This window comes from Thiocapsa bogorovii (assembly GCF_021228795.1).
Lineage (GTDB): Bacteria > Pseudomonadota > Gammaproteobacteria > Chromatiales > Chromatiaceae > Thiocapsa > Thiocapsa bogorovii.
The window spans coordinates 663,459-680,121 of sequence record NZ_CP089309.1 but is presented as its reverse complement, the minus strand read 5'-3'; the positions used below and the strand labels follow the sequence as shown (position 1 = coordinate 680,121).

At 66.0% G+C, this 16,663-nt stretch carries 13 protein-coding genes; 4 read left to right on the top strand and 9 right to left on the bottom strand.

Features of this window, described 5'->3' with window-relative positions:
• Positions 1 to 72 precede the first annotated feature (72 nt).
• Together LT988_RS03245 and LT988_RS03240 are read left to right on the top strand one after the other, a co-directional pair.
• Positions 73 to 399 (top strand): cupin domain-containing protein, encoded by a 327-nt coding sequence (locus LT988_RS03245; RefSeq protein WP_232408814.1) that lies wholly within the window; start codon positions 73 to 75, stop codon positions 397 to 399.
• A gap of 10 nt (positions 400 to 409) precedes the next feature.
• Positions 410 to 1,648 carry a hypothetical protein gene (locus tag LT988_RS03240; protein ID WP_232408813.1) on the top strand — a complete coding sequence of 413 codons (1,239 nt, stop codon included), beginning with the start codon at positions 410 to 412 and terminating at the stop codon, positions 1,646 to 1,648.
• A 24-nt stretch (positions 1,649 to 1,672) separates the two neighbouring features.
• Here the strand turns inward: LT988_RS03240 and LT988_RS03235 are convergent, their stop codons facing one another.
• The 5 genes from LT988_RS03235 to LT988_RS03215 all read right to left on the bottom strand — a co-directional run bounded on the left by LT988_RS03235 (position 1,673) and on the right by LT988_RS03215 (position 8,231).
• Positions 1,673 to 2,257, bottom strand: coding sequence for a hypothetical protein (locus tag LT988_RS03235; protein ID WP_232408812.1), 585 nt, complete (start codon positions 2,255 to 2,257; stop codon positions 1,673 to 1,675).
• A gap of 104 nt (positions 2,258 to 2,361) precedes the next feature.
• The gene (locus LT988_RS03230; RefSeq protein ID WP_232408811.1) at positions 2,362 to 3,153 is read right to left on the bottom strand and encodes a DUF2272 domain-containing protein; all 792 of its coding nucleotides are present in this window, start codon (positions 3,151 to 3,153) and stop codon (positions 2,362 to 2,364) included.
• A gap of 73 nt (positions 3,154 to 3,226) precedes the next feature.
• A complete protein-coding gene (locus tag LT988_RS03225; RefSeq protein WP_232408810.1) occupies positions 3,227 to 5,047 on the bottom strand; it encodes a hypothetical protein in 1,821 nt (606 codons plus the stop codon).
• Between the two features lie 342 nt (positions 5,048 to 5,389).
• Positions 5,390 to 6,580 (bottom strand): dicarboxylate/amino acid:cation symporter, encoded by a 1,191-nt coding sequence (locus LT988_RS03220; RefSeq protein WP_232408809.1) that lies wholly within the window; start codon positions 6,578 to 6,580, stop codon positions 5,390 to 5,392.
• 211 nt (positions 6,581 to 6,791) lie between these two features.
• A complete protein-coding gene (locus LT988_RS03215; RefSeq protein ID WP_232408808.1) occupies positions 6,792 to 8,231 on the bottom strand; it encodes a Mur ligase family protein in 1,440 nt (479 codons plus the stop codon).
• A 470-nt stretch (positions 8,232 to 8,701) separates the two neighbouring features.
• Here LT988_RS03215 and purL point away from each other — a divergent pair, with 470 nt between their 5' ends.
• Both purL and arfB read left to right on the top strand, forming a co-directional pair.
• Positions 8,702 to 12,607, top strand: coding sequence for a phosphoribosylformylglycinamidine synthase (purL, locus tag LT988_RS03210; RefSeq protein ID WP_232408807.1), 3,906 nt, complete (start codon positions 8,702 to 8,704; stop codon positions 12,605 to 12,607).
• A gap of 208 nt (positions 12,608 to 12,815) precedes the next feature.
• Positions 12,816 to 13,238: an alternative ribosome rescue aminoacyl-tRNA hydrolase ArfB gene (gene arfB, locus LT988_RS03205; RefSeq protein ID WP_232408806.1), complete on the top strand. Its 423-nt coding sequence runs from the start codon at positions 12,816 to 12,818 to the stop codon at positions 13,236 to 13,238.
• A gap of 85 nt (positions 13,239 to 13,323) precedes the next feature.
• Here the strand turns inward: arfB and LT988_RS03200 are convergent, their stop codons facing one another.
• The 4 genes from LT988_RS03200 to LT988_RS03185 all read right to left on the bottom strand — a co-directional run bounded on the left by LT988_RS03200 (position 13,324) and on the right by LT988_RS03185 (position 16,653).
• Positions 13,324 to 13,503, bottom strand: a complete 180-nt coding sequence (locus LT988_RS03200; RefSeq protein ID WP_232408805.1) for a hypothetical protein — start codon at positions 13,501 to 13,503, stop codon at positions 13,324 to 13,326.
• Positions 13,504 to 13,728: 225 nt separating this feature from the next.
• Positions 13,729 to 14,220: a GlcG/HbpS family heme-binding protein gene (locus LT988_RS03195; RefSeq protein ID WP_232408804.1), complete on the bottom strand. Its 492-nt coding sequence runs from the start codon at positions 14,218 to 14,220 to the stop codon at positions 13,729 to 13,731.
• Positions 14,221 to 14,508: 288 nt separating this feature from the next.
• Positions 14,509 to 15,741, bottom strand: a complete 1,233-nt coding sequence (gene ispG, locus LT988_RS03190; RefSeq protein ID WP_232408803.1) for a flavodoxin-dependent (E)-4-hydroxy-3-methylbut-2-enyl-diphosphate synthase — start codon at positions 15,739 to 15,741, stop codon at positions 14,509 to 14,511.
• 27 nt (positions 15,742 to 15,768) lie between these two features.
• Complete coding sequence (locus LT988_RS03185; RefSeq protein ID WP_232408802.1) at positions 15,769 to 16,653, bottom strand: DUF4743 domain-containing protein; 885 nt, start codon at positions 16,651 to 16,653, stop codon at positions 15,769 to 15,771.
• Between the last annotated feature and the right edge of the window lie 10 nt (positions 16,654 to 16,663).

Below are 16,663 nucleotides of genomic sequence, written 5' to 3'. Positions count from 1 at the left end.
TAATCTCTGACTCGGCGAGACGCAGTTCAGGTTCGGTTGTTTTGAATTCTTCCTCGACGAGGGCTGACCGGGATGCCGCGCAATCTTTATCAAGACCTCCCCCGGATCGATCGCGGCGAGGCGTTCGAGGAGCTGTTGCGCTGCTCCAACGTTCGGATCGAGCGCATCCTGAGCACCGATCGCCCCGAGTCCGTCCTCTACGATCAGATCCAGGACGAGTGGGTCTGTCTGCTGCAAGGCGAGGCGGAGCTCTGGATCGACGGAGAGACGCTCACCATGCACTCGGGCGACTATCGGTTCATCCCGGCGGGAACCCCGCATCGCGTGAACAAGACGTCGACCGAGCCCCGCTGCCTTTGGTTGGCCGTCCATATTCACGGCCATTCGACCGAAGCTTGAGGGCGACCTGATGGACTCGGTACGCGACGCGATCCCGGATCAAGAACTGCGACCGCTGGTCGATCGTCTGCTGCTCGAGCAGGGGCGGCTCGATCCGCTGGAGCTTCTGCTCGCGGCCGACCTGCTTGGCTACGAGGACTATGTCGCCTGGCGGACCGGGGGGAGGTCGGATCTGCAGGGGGCCCTGCGTGCCTCACCCAAGGCGATTGCTGGATTCCTGGAGGATTCAGGGGGCTATGCTCGCGGACAGAAGCTCGTCGCCGTCCCGCTCGAGCATATGGTTTGGGGCGATCGAGAGCGTCCCTTGTCGATCGGTCCGCATCCGGAGCTGACCCGCGCCTGCGCACTCGCCTATGCGCCTCCCCCGGAGCGTTGCCAGCTGGACCTGTTTCAGGACAGCACCGCGCTGCTGCTCGAGGAGGAGGTCCGAACCGCCCTGGTCGAGCACCGCACGGATCGTGCGCGCGATCAGGTCGCCCGTTTGATGCACCGTGATCCGAAGCATCCGCGGCTCGGCGGTTTTCTCCGATTGATCCAGACCCTCGACGATGCGGATGCGAACGGGCGCGACGGACGTGTCGAGGAGCGATGGCGCGAGCTCGAAGAGATCGGGCCTCTGGCCGCGCAACTGCTGGGCCATCGGGCGCGCGATTTCCTCGGGACCCTGTGGGCGGCGCTCGCGGAGCGGCTGGGGGAGCGAGTGGACGAGCGCCTTGCCGGGCGTCCCTTCGACCCCGGAACGGGCGAATTCCACGCCGCGATTGCCTGGACGCGGGCAGGGCGCTGGGAGCGCGCGCGGGAGACGATCGAGTCCGAGCCTGACTGGCTCGATCATCCGGTCCTGGTCCTGTTCCATGCGGAGGCCTGCTGGCGAGGTCGCGATCTGTGCGGTGCGCGCCGAGACTGGTTGTGGCTCTGTCGCGAATATCCGTCGGCGGCCGAGCGCGCATTTCGTGACCCGGCGTTCCCGGATCGTCGTCTGGCCGATCTCTGGTCGGCGTTCGGCGACCTCGGACTCGAGGATGAACTGGAGACCGAGGATTTCCCCGCGTGGCTTCTGTTGGAGGATCCGAAGGCCTTTGCGGTGATCCGCGAAACGGGTGACGCGTCCAGCGACGATCGCGCGACCGCATATCGTCTCTTGCATGCGCTGGTGAGCGGCGACGATACCATCGACCGGCGACGCGAGCTGGGCGAGATCCAACCGACGCTGCTGAAGCAGTTTTTGGCGTGTCGAAGCCGCGCTTGATACGCGTACCGCGCTGGGCGCGGTTTAGAGACACGGCGCAAAGAATGCGTTGCTCATGGCCTCCTCGCACTGTTCCCCGCTCTCCGTGACGCGGCCTGGATCGGCTCCTTTAAGCCACTCCTCCTGTTCCATTTGACGGAGTTGGCGCGCGGCCTCGCAAGCGGGTTCCTGCCAACAGGTGCGGGCGGCGCCGCAGACTCGGAGCACCAGTTGCTCGCAAGGTGAGGCGCCCGTAAGGCGTCCGCCGGTCGGCTGCTTGGCCGCGCCTTCGTCGGCTTCGACCGCCTCCGGCGCTTCGGCGTCGGAGGCGGCCGGCTCGCTCGGCGCGCCGCTCGGCGCCAGCATATCGGTCGTCGGGACCACGCGGCCGCCTTCGATGCGGATGACCGAGCCGTCTTCCAGTCGGTGTACGCCGTCCCAGAGTTGCGTGCGACGACCGTTCTGATCGAGGACCGGGCGGTTGGTGCGTGGATCGACCTCGACCTGACCGCCGCGTTGCAGGGGTGCTGTCCAGGGCTCATCGGCATGGGCGTGGAAGACGAAGAGCAGAAGGATCGCGGGAACGGCGCCGAGGCATGCTGTCCAGGGCTGTCTTTCGATGTTGTTCATGGTCACCTCCGCTGACCTGATTAAGGAACGATTCAAGGCAACATGAGCAGGTCGGTGGGGCACGCTGGGCTTTGCCTAAAGGATGAGCGTCATGCAGCGCCACCTCAGAGCCGATTCTCCATCACCAGAAACCAGGGCCGGCGCGTCACGGGCTTGAGCCGGCCGCGGTCGTCGAGCTCAAGGACGCTTTTGGAGACCGAGTTGCGCACGTTCCCTCCGATGACTTCCAGTGTCTGGCTGTTCCTCCCGACCACGAGGTCGCAGTGGGTTTCCGCTCCCTGGAGCATCCAGGCGCTGGTATAGCCGTCGACCGGTCGCAACGGCGTGCGGCCGCGCCCTGCGCAGACCAGGTCGCCCGGCTCGGGGCTGTAGTCCTGAATCCGCCGGGGGACGAAGTAGCGACCCGGATAGCTCGCCTCCTCGACCATCGATGAGAGATAGACCCAGTGGGCGCTCGCCGGACGGAACTGGCTCGTCGGTACGCCGGCACTCTGCATCACCCAGCTGATGAAGGCGGCCGACCAGGGTTGCCGGCAGTCCAACCCGTCGAGCGTCGGCTTGTTGACGGCACGCCAGTAGACGTTGACCCGACTGACATGTGTGTAGTCGTCCTCCCAGGCGCCGACGTGGGGGATGCTTTCCTCGTTGCCCTTGAAGACCACGACCTGGCGATCGAACTGCTCCCACTCGCGGGTCGCGCGTTGGATCATCGCCCGTTTGAGCCCGGGGTTGGGCGAGGGCGCCTGGCCGATGGGGCGTCCGGCCCAGGTTCCGGGCGCCTCGCCGGGCCGCGGGCCCGGGGCCCCGCAGGCGACCAACGTCAGGCAAACCGCGACACAGGCGACTCGGAGCAGGGCCTGCTCGGTTCGGCATGGCACGGAGGGACAACTGGGCATGGGACGGACTCCGTTTGGGCGCAGCCGGGCGTGGGTGTCGGGCGCGTATGTTCAGCCGATCGAGAAGGTCGCGCTAACGCGGCGGGCGGACCGTGTCGCGGAACCAGGGACGATACTCCTCCATCCGCGCACGCTGGTCCGCCGGTGCACGCCGCCGACAGGTCGCTTCATCCGGCGTGCCGGGGGATGCGCCCCAGCGCCGCTCCACGCAGTCGTTCGGGTTGTAGGCGATCTCGAATTCGGCGCGGCGGCTGTAGATGTCACCGAGACTCAGACGCCATGGCGTGCCGTCGCTGCGGGTGTAGGTGATGAACCGCTCGCCCGTTCTTTGTGCATTGAGCCGCTCGATGCGCGCGGCGGCATCGCTCGGTGAGCGGCCCTGCAGCACGAAGAGCTCCGGGTAGCGATTGATGCGCTCGGGCAGGTCTGCGAGCACCTTCATGGCGATGAGCAGACGCATGTCGCGCGACGGCGTGGCGTAATCCTCCCAGGGGCCCGTGGTCTCGAAGATGGCGGGTCCGCTCGGCATCGGGATGGTGGTGCCGGGTCGGCTGCGCATGTAGGCCTCGCCGTTCTCGACCGAGGTGACGCGTGTTTCGAGTTGCTCCATCAGGGCGTCCAGGGTCGCGGTATAGGCGGCCTCGGGCTCCAGGCCCCGTGGGTTGATGAGCTGCTGCATGCGGGCGTAGAAGTCGGCCGGTGAGAGTGAGGCTTGCTCGAGGGAGAAGGGGGCCAGACCGGATCGTCCGTCCAGTGCGCGATTGGGCTGCTGGCGCAGGCTGCTGCCTGTTTGCACGACCGGGCGGAACGCCTTGAAGCCCGGACCCGCGCTCGGGGTTTGGGCGAACAGGAAGGTGCCCTCCCAGAAGCGCTTGCGCGTCACCGAGTTGTCCGGCTGGGCGTCGACGGCGAGCAGGAGACCGCTCTCTCGCCCGCGTTGGGGCAGCCATTTCACGATCACCATGATGTGGCCGTAGGGGTCGGCGAAGATGGTCCCGGGCCAGAGTGTCGAGCGATCCAGAGCGACCGGGTAGAAGTCGGTGGCGTCATCGCGCAGCGCTGTGCGGGCGCTGCCCGAATGGACCGTGTTCATCATCGCTCGGCTGGCCTCGCGAAAGACCTCGGCGGACGCGCCCTGGTCTGTGGAGGCGCCGACGAAACGCATCTCGGCGACGGGCGCCTGGCAGGTCGGTGCGCTGCTCCGGCTCCCGCGCGTGCAGGGTCGGTAGGCGACCGGCAGCCCGAGCTTCCAGGCGAAATAGGTCCGCAGGAAGTAGGGTAGGTCGGCGCAATCAGGCTCGGCGGGGAGGCTGTGGTCCTCGCCGTTGCCGAGATAGTTGAAGAGCAGGTTGCGCGAGGGGTCGCGCAACACCGGGCCGAGCGAGTCGAAGCTCAGGGACTGCTCGGGCGGGGCCTCGAAGAGGTGCTCGATCCAGGCCGAGTAGAAGGCCTCCGTCGCCAGATCCCACTCGCTGCTGCCGCTGCCGCGGGCGCTGCCTTGCGTGCGATCGCTGCCGCCGACCGTCACCTCGGCGCAGGCCGCGACCCGCCCTGCGCGCGTGGTTTCGATGCGGTAGGTCCCGGCGACCGGACGAAACTGGGTCCCGTAGAGACTCCAGGGTGGTCCGCCGGCGCGGGCGGCGCGCAGGCTGGTTTGGCGGCCGGCGGGGTCCGTGATCAGCACCTCGTCGAGATCGGCGTCCGTGGCGACCGCGATGATCTCCAGCGGCGCGCCCGGGCTTGGTTGCAGCGGAGCGGTCCAGATCCGTACCTCCTCGCCTTCTCGACAAGCGTCGGCGGCCTGCGCCGTGTCGGGGAGCACGGCCCCGACCAAGGAGAGACCGACGATGGCCAACGATGGGATCAGCAATCGGATGGAGCGAGGATTCGACATGGACTGAACCGGCCCGGCACGTGGTGTGTCGAGTCTATCCCGAGCGGGCGCGCGATGGGAGTGCTCTCGGGTATGCACGAGATGTTGCGCTCCCGGGCGCGTAGGGTGCGGTGAGGATACGAACCGCACCGCGCGACCACCGAGCCGCCTATCGGTGCGGTTCCTGCGTCACCACACCCTACGCCTTTGTTCTCGCGCATGTCGGGTGCGGTGTGGATACGAACCGCGCGGCGCGATCATCGAGCCGCCTATCGGTGCGGTTCCTTCGTCACCACACCCTACACCTTTGTTCTCGCACACGTTGGGTGCGGTGAGGTACGAACCGCACCTTGCGACCGCAGCTCAGCCTCGCCGAAGGTCGCGATCGACAAGGGCGGCGACGACCAAGTCCCCCCAGACATTGACGGCGGTGATGGGATAGTCGAAGAAACGATCGACGAGGAGATAGAGGGCCAGATAGGTCTGCGGCAGGCCGAGCAGGTCGAGCATGAAGGCCATCAGGGCGATGCCTCCGCCAGGGATGCCTGCGGTGCCGGCGGATGAGGCCATGGTCAGCAGGACGATGAAGAGCGCCTGCGCGGCGCTGAGATCGACCCCGGCGAGCTGTGACATGAAGATGAGCAGGATCGACTGGTAGAGGGCGGAGCCGTCCATGTTGAGCGTGGCGCCCAAGGGCAGACTGAAGGCCGTGACACGCTCGCTCACGCCCGTGTCTTCCAATGCCTGCTTGGAGACCGGATAGGTCGCGGCGCTCGAGGCGGTGGAGAGCGCGGTCATTAGCGGGGCACGGCAGGCGGCGACGAAGCGCCAAGGCGAAGACCCCGTGCGCAGACGAAACAGGGCCGGCAGAAAGACCGCCGCATGCAGCACCGCGGCCAAGGCTACCGCCCATACGAATGCGTGCAGCTGGAAGACCTCCGCCCAGTCCATCCCGGCGAGTCCGTCGTAGATCAAGGCCGCGATGCCCACGGGTGCAAGTGCGAGGACCCCGCGCAGGACCTGCATCAGCAGTGCGTCCGTGGCGCGTGCACCGGCGAGCAGGGTCTCGCGCTGGTCGCCCGGGATCCGCCGCGAGGCAATGGCCAGCACGATGGCAACGAAGACGATATGCAGGATGTTCCCGTCGGCGAGCGAGGCGAAGAGGTTGCTCGGGACGAGGTTCGCGATCAGATGCTCAACACTGAAGCTCGCCGCGCCCGGCTCGACCTGCTCTAGGTGGAGCAGTCCCGCGGGGAGATCGCGCGAGAGGGCGAGTCCGATCAGCGTCCCCAGCCCGGCCGCGACGGCCGAGGTCGTCAGGTAATAGAGCAGTGTCCATCCGCCGATCCGCCTGAGCTCGCGCCCGCCCGAGAGCGAGGCATAGATGGAGACCAGAATCAGCGGCAGGATCAGGAGCTTGAGAATGGAGATGAAAATCTGCCCGATCCAGGCCACGTAGGGCGCACCGTCCGGGACCAGCAGCGCGAGCGCGATGCCGAGCAGCAGACCGACGGGGACCGAGTAGAGTCGGCGCAAGGGGACATTGATCGGCATATCCATCCTCGATGACCGGCGTCAAACCGCGTCCAGAGCGAGATGCTCACTTTCGAGTGAGCTCTACGTTTGGTGCATCAACGGCCCTTCACGTGGACGCGGTTTACAATGATTTATCTTTTTTTCCCTTAAACCGCGCCGTCTCCAGCTGTCGTCAAAACTGCCGGGGCCGATCCTATCCAAAAACATCCCATACCGCACTGGGCGCGGTTTAGACCCAGCCGAGACGGATGAGGTTGCGCTCGACCTCGTCCTGATCGCTGTAGGGGGTCTTGTGGCCCTTGGCATCGAGATAGCGCTCGTGACCCTTCCCGGCGACGAGGGCGACCCAGGGCTCATCCTCGGGCCGCTCGGCCAGGAAGTCGAGCAGACGCGCGATCGCGCGCGGTCGCTCGATCACCACCTCACGACCCGCGTCGGGCATGCCCGTGAGGATATCCGCGATGATGCGTTCGGGATCTTCGAAACGCGGATTATCCGAGGTCACGATGCTGTAGTCGGAATGACGCGCCACCGCCGCACCCATGAGCGGGCGCTTAAAGCGGTCGCGGTCTCCTCCGCAGCCGAAGAGGGTGGCGACCCGCGCTTGAGGGAAGGCGTCGCGGATCGCGGTCAGGATGGTCTCGAGTGCATCCGGTGTGTGGGCAAAGTCGACCACCAGGGTGCGGTTGCCGACGACGCGGCACTCGAAGCGTCCGTCCACCGCGCTGAGGTGGCGCCAGTCCTCGCGTGCCTCCGGCCCCAAGACCCCGTCGGCCAAGGCGACGGCAAGGGCATAGTTTCGGCGATTGTGAGCCAGCGCGAGGAAGGGCTTGGCGGCGAGCGCCTCGGGGGCGAGCGTCGCCTCTGGCAGGACCTGGACGGGAACCCGCGGTCGGCCATTCTCCGACAACCGCTCGGCGACATCCGGACTGGTCGTGTAGAGACGGCCACCGCCCGCGATCATGTCCAGGATGCGTGCCTTGGCCGCGAAATAGGCCGCCTCGCCGCCGTGATAGTCCAGATGGTCCTGTGTGAAGTTGGTCCAGGCGGCGTTCTGCAGCGGGATGCCGTGCGCACGCCCTTGATCCAGGGCATGGCTGCTGACCTCCATCGCGACCACCGCGTATCGGTCTCGATGGGCGTGCAGCAGACGGCGGAGCTCGATCAGGGGCGGCGAGGTGAATCCGGTGTTGGCCAGCGGCTCGCCCGCCAAGGAGAGGCCGAGCGTCCCGACCGAGAGGACAGGCCGCCCATGTGCCGAGAGGATCGCCTCCAGATATTTGACCGTCGTGGTCTTGCCGTTCGTGCCGGTGACGCCCAGAAAGACCGTGCCATCGGTGTCCAGCGGATAGACGCGATCGCAGAAGCGCGCGACGACCTCGGCCCAGTCGCCTGGGTGCGTAACATAGATGCCCTTGCCGGGCAGTCGCTCGATGCCCTCGATCATGCGGTTGGTGACCAGCACGGAACAGGCGCTATCGACGAGATAGCGCTCGATGATCTCGGCGTCGGTGCGCCCGTCGTCGAACCGTTGGAAGAAGAGGATCGAGCCGGCATCGCAGGCGTTCGCGCGCCATTGGATGTTATTCAAGGGGCCGGGCGTGGCCGGTTCGCGCCGCCAAGCGAAATCGAGCGTGGTCAACAGATCGGAAAGGGCGTGTTTCGGCATGGTGTTCGGGACTGATGCACAGAGGACCGTCATGATACTCGCGGTGCTAAGCCGGAGGGTGAACTTCACGCCGCCGGGTCATGGACAAGCGCAGCGCAGTCCACCAGCCTCGGCGCGTGATTCGGTGGACTTCGCTCTCGCTCGTCCACCCTACTGGCGGCCTTTTCATCATGCGCGCGTTTCAAGGAAGCGACGTTGGCCTATCCCAAGTCAGTGCGGACGCCATTCGGACCTTGTCCGCCGCCTTACCCCCAACCCCTGTGACCGCTCATGTGGATAAGCTGTTCGCGCGTGCCTTAACCCGCGGGTAGGGCACGGCGGATTGCGATCCGATCAAGGATTGCCCACCTGTGGTCATTTCGGGTTGGAGCGCCGGGTCGCGCGGCCGACGCGCGTCTGCCTCTGCGCGCCCCGGCCTCGGATCTCAAGTATCATGTGGGTTCAAGAGCCCGAACATAGAGTCATGTCCCATGCTCGTCCTCCGTGGTGCGCCCGCCCTCTCCGAGTTCCGTCTTCAGAAGCTTGCCGGCAAACTGCGCGAGCAGATCGGCGTTCCGATCCAGGTCTCCGCCGAGTTTGTCCATTTTGCGGATCTCGCGGGTGACTTGGCCGACGATCAACGGAGCATCCTGGAGCGACTCCTGCGCTATGGCCCCGCCTTGCCGAGCCATGCGCCGGTCGGCCGGCTCGTGCTGGTCGTGCCGAGGCCGGGCACCATCTCGCCCTGGTCGTCGAAGGCGACCGATATCGCGCACAACTGCGGGCTCGCGGGTCTCGAACGACTGGAGCGCGGCACCGCCTACTATTTGACGGGGAGCGCAGGCGCGCTTGACGTAAGTCAGGTCGAGAAGGCCTCGGCACTCCTGCACGATCGCATGACCCAGATCGCGCTCTTCGACCTGGCCGATGCCGAGCGTCTGTTCGCGCACGCTGAGCCGAGCCCGGTGCGCCGTGTCGCGCTCGGCGCCGATCCCGAGGCGGCCCTGGCCCAAGCCAACGGCGAGCTGGGACTCGCGCTCTCGCCCGACGAGATCGCCTATCTCGCCGGCAGCTTCGAGGCGCTCGAGCGCGACCCGACCGATGTCGAGCTGATGATGTTCGCCCAGGCCAACTCGGAGCATTGTCGGCACAAGATCTTCAACGCCCGCTGGGATATCGACGGCGAGCCGCAGCCGCACTCGCTCTTTCAGATGATCCGGAACACCACGGACGTCTCGCCCGAGGGCGTGCTCTCCGCCTACAAAGATAATGCCGCGGTCATCGAGGGCTGGGAGGGGCGCCGCTTCCTCGCCGACCCCTCGACCGGGATCTACGGCGAGCATGAAGAGCCCATTGCGATCCTCATGAAGGTGGAGACCCACAACCACCCGACCGCGATCGCGCCGGATCCGGGTGCCGCCACCGGCTCGGGCGGGGAGATCCGCGATGAAGGCGCGACCGGGCGGGGCGCCAAGCCCAAGGCCGGTCTCTGCGGCTTCTCGGTCTCGGACCTGCGCATCCCCGGTTTCAGCCAACCTTGGGAGCCGCCCGAAGCGGACTATCACGGCAAGCCTGCACGGATCGTCTCGGCGCTTGACATCATGCTCGAAGGGCCGATCGGCGCCGCCGCCTTCAACAACGAGTTCGGCAGGCCCAACCTCACCGGCTATTTCCGAACCTTCGAGCAGGCCATTCCCGGACCGAACGGCGAGTCGGAGCTGCGTGGTTATCACAAACCCATCATGCTCGCCGGCGGCATCGGCAACATCCGCTCCGAGCATGTCGCCAAGGACAGTTTTCCGGTCGGTACGCCACTCATCGTGTTGGGCGGCCCGGCGATGCTGATCGGGCTTGGCGGCGGGGCGGCCTCGAGCATGGCCTCGGGCGCCTCGGCCGAGGATCTCGACTTCGCCTCGGTGCAGCGCGCCAACCCCGAGATGCAGCGCCGCTGCCAAGAGGTCATCGACCGCTGCTGGGCGCTTGGCGAGGACAATCCCATCCTCTTTATCCACGACGTCGGCGCAGGCGGACTGGCCAACGCTCTGCCCGAGCTGGTTCACGATGCCGGGCGCGGCGGACGCTTCGAGCTGCGTGCGGTGCCCAACGCCGATCCGGGCATGTCGCCGATGGAGATCTGGTGCAACGAGGCACAGGAGCGCTATGTCTTGGCCGTGGCGGCGGATCGACTGGAGCAGTTCGAGGCGATCTGCGCGCGCGAGCGCTGTCCGCATGCCGTCGTCGGGACCGCGACCGCCGATCAGCACCTCACGCTCGGCGATGCGCACTTCGTGAACACCCCGATCGATATGCCCATGTCGCTGCTGTTCGGCAAGCCTCCCAAGATGGAGCGGGATGCCATCACCGGACAGCCGCCGCGGGCACCGCTGCGCGCCGCCGAGATCGATCTGCGCGAGGCCCTCGATCGCGTGTTGCGGCTGCCCACGGTCGCCGACAAGTCCTTTCTCATCACCATCGGCGATCGCAGCATTACCGGCCAGGTCGCGCGCGATCAGATGGTCGGGCCCTGGCAGATCCCGGTGGCCGACTGTGCCGTGACCATCAGCGACTATCGCGGTGTGACCGGCGAGGCGATGGCGATCGGCGAGCGCACGCCGCTCGCCCTGCTCGACGCCCCGGCCTCCGGACGCATGGCCGTCGGCGAGGCCATTACCAACCTTGCCGCGGCACGCATCGGTTCGATCGGCGACATCAAACTCTCGGCCAACTGGATGGCCGCCGCAGGTGATCCGCGCGAGGATGCTCAACTCTATGCGACGGTCCGCGCCGTCGGCCTGGAGCTGTGCCCGGCACTCGGGATTGCCATCCCGGTCGGCAAGGACTCGATGAGCATGAAGACGGTCTGGGAAGGTGCCAGGGGTGTGCGGCACGCGATGTCCGCGCCCCTCTCGCTGATCGTCTCCGCCTTTGCCCCGGTGCTCGACGTACGCGCGACCCTGACTCCGCAACTTCGAACCGATCAGGGCGATACCGACCTCATCTTGATCGATCTGGGAAAGCGCCGGAACCGTCTCGGCGGGTCCGCTCTTGCGCAGGTCTACGGCCAGCTCGGGGATGTCGGACCGGACCTTGATAAGCCGGACTTGCTCAAACGCTTTTTCGCCGCCATCCAGGAGCTTCAAGACGAGGAGTTGATCCTCGCTTATCACGACCGCTCCGACGGAGGGCTCATGACGACCCTCTGCGAGATGGCCTTTGCCGGTCGCTGCGGGATCGACGTGGACCTGGCCGCGGTCGGGCCCGACGACCTCTCGGCCCTGTTCAGCGAGGAGCTGGGTGCCGTGATCCAAGTGCGCCATACGGAGACGGACGACGCGTTGCAGATCCTGGAGTATCACGGTTTGGCCGAGTACAGCCCGGTGATCGGCATGCTCGACGACTGCGATCAGATCCGCGTCTGTCGCCGCTGTCGTCCGCTCTTCGAGGCGCGCCGGGCCGAGCTCCAGCAGGTCTGGTCCGAGACGAGCTTCCGCATGCAGTCCCTGCGCGACCACCCCGAGTGTGCGGCCGAGGCCTATGCGCGCATCCCCGAGTCGGACCCGGGCCTTCATGCCGCGCTGACCTTCGATCCTGACGACGATCTGACCGCACCCTATGTCGAGCGCGGCGCGCGTCCGCCGATCGCCATCCTGCGCGAGCAGGGCGTAAACGGTCAGGTCGAGATGGCCGCGGCGTTCCATGCTGCGGGCTTCGAGTGCGTGGACGTGCATCTATCCGACATCATGGCCGGGCGCGTCGACCTTGCGCGTTTCCGCGGACTTGCCGCATGCGGTGGCTTCTCCTACGGCGACGTGTTGGGCGCAGGGGAGGGCTGGGCCAAGTCCATCCTCTTCAACCCGCGGGCCCGCGATCAATTCCAAGCCTTTTTCGAGCGACGCGACACCTTCGCGCTCGGCGTCTGCAACGGCTGCCAGATGCTCTCCAACCTGCGCGAGCTGATCCCGGGCGCGGACCACTGGCCGCACTTCGTGCGCAACCGCTCCGAGCAGTTCGAGGCTCGCACCCTGATGCTCGAGGTCCGGGAGACGCCATCGGTGCTGCTCGCAGGGATGGCCGGCTCGCGTATGCCGATCGCGGTGGCGCACGGCGAAGGTCGGGCCGAGTTCCGCGATGCCGAGCATCTCGCTGCGGCGCGCGCCAGCGTGGCGACGCGCTATATCGAGAACGACGGCCGGGCCGCGGAGCGTTATCCCGCCAACCCCAACGGCTCGCCCGAGGGCATCGCGGGGCTGACGACGCTCGACGGGCGCGTCACCATCATGATGCCTCACCCCGAGCGCGTCTTCAGGTCTGTTCAGAATTCATGGCACTCGGATGAGTGGGGCACGGACGGTCCTTGGATGCGTCTGTTCCGCAATGCGCGCGTTTGGGTGGACTAAACCGCGCCCAGAGCGAGTTGCTCCTTTTCGAGTGAGTTCGCTGTTTCGTGCATTGACGGCTTTTCACGCGGACGCGGTCTAAAACAATTTATTCTTTAATATCTTAAACCGCGCCGGCTCCAACGGTCCTGAAGTCTGCCGGGGCCGATCCCGTCCAAGAACATCGCATACCGCACTGAGCGCGGTTTAAGGCGTATAGAATCGCATCATGCTGCAGATCTCCAACCGTATCCGCATCGACGAGACGGAGCTGAGCGAGCGGTTCATTCGCTCGCCCGGACCGGGCGGTCAAAACGTCAACAAGGTCGAGACAGCGGTCCAGTTGCGATTCGATGTCGCACGCTCGCCGTCGCTCCCCGAGGACGTGCGCGAGCGCTTGAGGCGACTCGGCGGACGGCGGATCGATTCGGACGGTGTCCTGATGATCGAGGCACACCGCTATCGCACCCGAGAGCGCAACCGAGCCGATGCGCGTGCGCGTCTCGCCGCCCTGATCGCCCAAGCAGCGGTGCGGCCGAAAACCCGCGTCGCAACCCGACCGACTCGTGCTTCGACCGAGCGACGTCTGGAGACCAAGCGTAAACAATCCAGCAGCAAGCGGATGCGCCGGGCCCCGTCGGATCACGATTAGGTGTCGGTTTTCCGAGTGAGGTTTTCCTGAAAACCCGGGCCTTGCTCCGGTGCGGGGCGGGCGCAGACCGAGCGTCCCTGATGCCCTACTCGCTCACCTCGACAACCGCACCCGTGCCGTCCGGCGCGACGATGATCACCAGTCTGCCGAGCGTCGGGTGGCGCGCGGTGACCACGCTGAATGCGGGTAGTCGCATCTCACCGATCAACTCGCTTTCGTCCTTCAGGTCTGAGATAAGCGCTGCTTCGGCTTCCACTAAACGCATCTGTCACCCCCGATCCTGTTGTGGGTCTAAACCGTGTCCGACTCGACTATTCGCTGTTTTCGCAGAGCCGAAACCCGCGATGATCCCCGGAACGCCCTTCACGACGCGGTTTAGAATTTTTCGGGTTATTTCGCATCCTGTACCGCGTCGCGCCAAGCTCGTGTGTCGAGCCGACGCATACCTTCACGCGACCCGACCCGAAAAAAAAACGGACGCGGTTCAGCCCTACATCGCCATATCCAGATCGTCCTGAATCTCGGCGATGCCGGCGAGGGCGCATTCCTCGTCGGTCTCCCCGGCGGGTGCACCGCTGACGCCCACACCGGCCACCAGCGACGAGCCGCCGACCAGGACGGGAACACCGCCGGCGGACATCACGAGACCCTCGACACGCCCGATCGGTGTATCCGCCCGATCGGCCATGGCCGAGGTTGCGGCATTGAAGTTGACCGCGGTGAAGGCCTTCATCTTGCTGATCGGCACGGTGATAGGCGCGGCGATGGTATCGCGGAGCGTCACCTGCACCGTGCCTTCGCGATCGACGACGGTGACAGCGATCTGGATCCCCTTCTCGCGACATTCTTCGATCGCCCCTTGGGCGATCTTCACCGCAGAATCCATCGAGAGACGCTGCAACGGGACGACCATCGGATCATCGGCGATGGCCGGCCCGCAGATCGATGCAGCGGCGACGAGTGCAGGAAGTGCTTTTTTCATATCTCCTCCTCTTTTAAGAAAACTGGTTGACCGCTTAACCTTATCGGCGATCGCGCCGGGAAGTGTGGGTTTGGTCCAAGGTGATTTCCGGGAGCCAAGAATTTCGATAGGGTCCCGGTGCAGGACAGGTGCGGGCGACTGAAGTCGCCAATACGTCGCCCGGACGTCTCTCAACCGAGTCGTTCCCTTTCCGACATCGCCGCAGCCCGCCAATACGTCGCCCGGACGTCTCTCAACCGAGTCGTTCCCTTTCCGACATCGCCGCAGCCGACCGGACCGACGCCTCCGTCACTGCGCCCGATAGTGGGTCTCGATGTAGTCGTCGACCATCCGTTTGAACTGCTCGGCGATCCCGTCGCCCTTCAGTGTGGCGACCTTTTCGCCGTCGACATAGACGGGTGCGGACGGACGCTCGTCGTTGCCGGGCAGGCTGATGCCGATGTTGGCGTGCTTGCTTTCGCCGGGGCCGTTCACGACGCAGCCCATGACGGCGACCTGCATGGTCTCCACGCCGGGGTATCGGGTGCGCCAGTCCGGCATCTGCTCGCGCAGGTAGGCTTGAATATCTTGGGCCAGGTGTTGGAAGGTGTCGCTGGTGGTGCGTCCGCAGCCCGGACAGGCGGTGACCATGGGTGCGAAGGAGCGCATTCCCATGGTTTGGAGGATCTCCTGGGCGACCACGACCTCGCGGGTGCGCGATTCGCCCGGTGCCGGGGTGAGCGAGATGCGGATGGTGTCGCCGATGCCTTCCTGAAGCAGCACGGACAAGGCGGCGGTCGAGGCGACGATCCCCTTCGACCCCATGCCGGCCTCGGTGAGGCCCAGATGCAGGGCATAGTCGCCGCGATCGGCCAGCATGCGATAGACCGCGATCAGGTCCTGTACGCCGCTCATCTTGCAGGAGAGGATGATGTGATCACGCGGCAGGCCGACCTGCTCGGCGCGTTCGGCGCTCGAGATGGCGGATTCCACCATCGCCTCGCGCATCACCTGCTCGGCGTCTCGCGGGTCGGGCGAGCGCGCGTTCTCGTCCATCATCCTGACGATCAGGTCCGGATCCAGGCTGCCCCAGTTCACCCCGATGCGCACCGGACGGTCGTAGCGGCACGCGATCTCGACCATGGTCGCAAACTGGCTGTCCTTCTTCTCGCCGCGTCCGACGTTTCCCGGATTGATCCGGTACTTGGCGAGTGCTTCGGCACACTCCGGATAGTCCGTCAGCAGGCGGTGGCCGTTGAAATGAAAATCGCCGACCAAGGGCACGTCGCAGCCTTGTGCGTCCAGCGCCTCGCGGATTGCCGGGACCGCGCGGGCCGCAGACTCGTGATTGACCGTGATCCGAACCAACTCCGAGCCCGCGCGGGCCAGCTCGGCAACTTGTTGGACCGTGGACGCGATGTCCGCGGTGTCCGTGTTGGTCATGGACTGAATCACGATCGGTGCGTGTCCGCCGACGGTCACCGGGCCGATGCGCACCGGAACGGTTCTGCGTCTTTGAATCGGGAGTCGAATTGGGCTCATAGTGCCTTTGCCGCCGCAGCGGCCCTGTCAGTTGGTCGGAATCGGGCGTCGATCCGACGAGGGCAATGGGGAACGCAGACCCTGAACGATCGCGACATACTGCGGGTCGTCCTGAGGGATCAGTCCGTGGCGGATCAGAAAATCGATGATGACCAGGTTGCAGTTGAGCTTGAAGTCATCGGTCTCGCGGACGATCTCCGCGACCTCCTTCACAGGCAGGCGGTAGAAGGTTTCTACCTCCCCGTCGGTGCAGCGCGGCTCGAAGTCCTCGGGAAGCTCCAGATCGTAGCAGAACATGACATCCGGCTTCAGTCCACGCTCCGAATCACGACAGTAGGTGACGGCCCCGACGGCTACCGCCCGATCTGCAAGGGCTGGGGCCATTCCGGCCTCCTCCGCGCACTCCTTGCGCAGATTCTCGACCAGAGCGACACCGTGGGGCAACCCGCCCGCAACAAGGTTATCGAGCCGCCCCGGATAGAGACGGCGATCGGCGGCGCGCCGGCCGATCCACATCTCGATGCCCCGTGCGGTCCGCACGAAACCGTTCAGGTGCTGACCGAAGGCGCGCATCCCGAAGAAGGGTGCGCAGGCCCGGTCGACCAGACAGCGCGCCGCCTCGCGCCCGCCGGCGGTGACGGGGTACTGCTCGCCGTGCAGATAGGGGATCACGCCCTCGTCGACGAGTCCTCGCGACACCTCGGTCAGCGCCGCGGTGCAGCCGTCGAAGTCATCCGGCGTGTCGACCCACTCGACCGCTGTCTCCGTGACACGGAACTGTGTCGGCCAGCGCCGAAGGACCTGGGCAGCACTGCGCCGCAGGCTCCCGAGACGTTCGCCCCGTCGGATGAAGGGGATAAACGCGGCCGGCTCCCAGGCGTTGCACGCATCGATCTTATCGAGATAGCTCATTGATGAACCG

What these genes read in the sequence shown, in the direction of transcription:
- LT988_RS03185 (WP_232408802.1), bottom strand. Translation starts at nt 16,653, where the DNA reads ATGAGCTATCTCGATAAGATCGATGCGTGCAACGCCTGGGAGCCGGCC.
- LT988_RS03235 (WP_232408812.1), bottom strand. Translation starts at nt 2,257, where the DNA reads ATGAACAACATCGAAAGACAGCCCTGGACAGCATGCCTCGGCGCCGTT.
- ispG (WP_232408803.1), bottom strand. Translation starts at nt 15,741, where the DNA reads ATGAGCCCAATTCGACTCCCGATTCAAAGACGCAGAACCGTTCCGGTG.
- arfB (WP_232408806.1), top strand. Translation starts at nt 12,816, where the DNA reads ATGCTGCAGATCTCCAACCGTATCCGCATCGACGAGACGGAGCTGAGC.
- LT988_RS03200 (WP_232408805.1), bottom strand. Translation starts at nt 13,503, where the DNA reads ATGCGTTTAGTGGAAGCCGAAGCAGCGCTTATCTCAGACCTGAAGGAC.
- LT988_RS03230 (WP_232408811.1), bottom strand. Translation starts at nt 3,153, where the DNA reads ATGCCCAGTTGTCCCTCCGTGCCATGCCGAACCGAGCAGGCCCTGCTC.
- LT988_RS03225 (WP_232408810.1), bottom strand. Translation starts at nt 5,047, where the DNA reads ATGTCGAATCCTCGCTCCATCCGATTGCTGATCCCATCGTTGGCCATC.
- purL (WP_232408807.1), top strand. Translation starts at nt 8,702, where the DNA reads ATGCTCGTCCTCCGTGGTGCGCCCGCCCTCTCCGAGTTCCGTCTTCAG.
- LT988_RS03245 (WP_232408814.1), top strand. Translation starts at nt 73, where the DNA reads ATGCCGCGCAATCTTTATCAAGACCTCCCCCGGATCGATCGCGGCGAG.
- LT988_RS03215 (WP_232408808.1), bottom strand. Translation starts at nt 8,231, where the DNA reads ATGCCGAAACACGCCCTTTCCGATCTGTTGACCACGCTCGATTTCGCT.
- LT988_RS03195 (WP_232408804.1), bottom strand. Translation starts at nt 14,220, where the DNA reads ATGAAAAAAGCACTTCCTGCACTCGTCGCCGCTGCATCGATCTGCGGG.
- LT988_RS03220 (WP_232408809.1), bottom strand. Translation starts at nt 6,580, where the DNA reads ATGCCGATCAATGTCCCCTTGCGCCGACTCTACTCGGTCCCCGTCGGT.
- LT988_RS03240 (WP_232408813.1), top strand. Translation starts at nt 410, where the DNA reads ATGGACTCGGTACGCGACGCGATCCCGGATCAAGAACTGCGACCGCTG.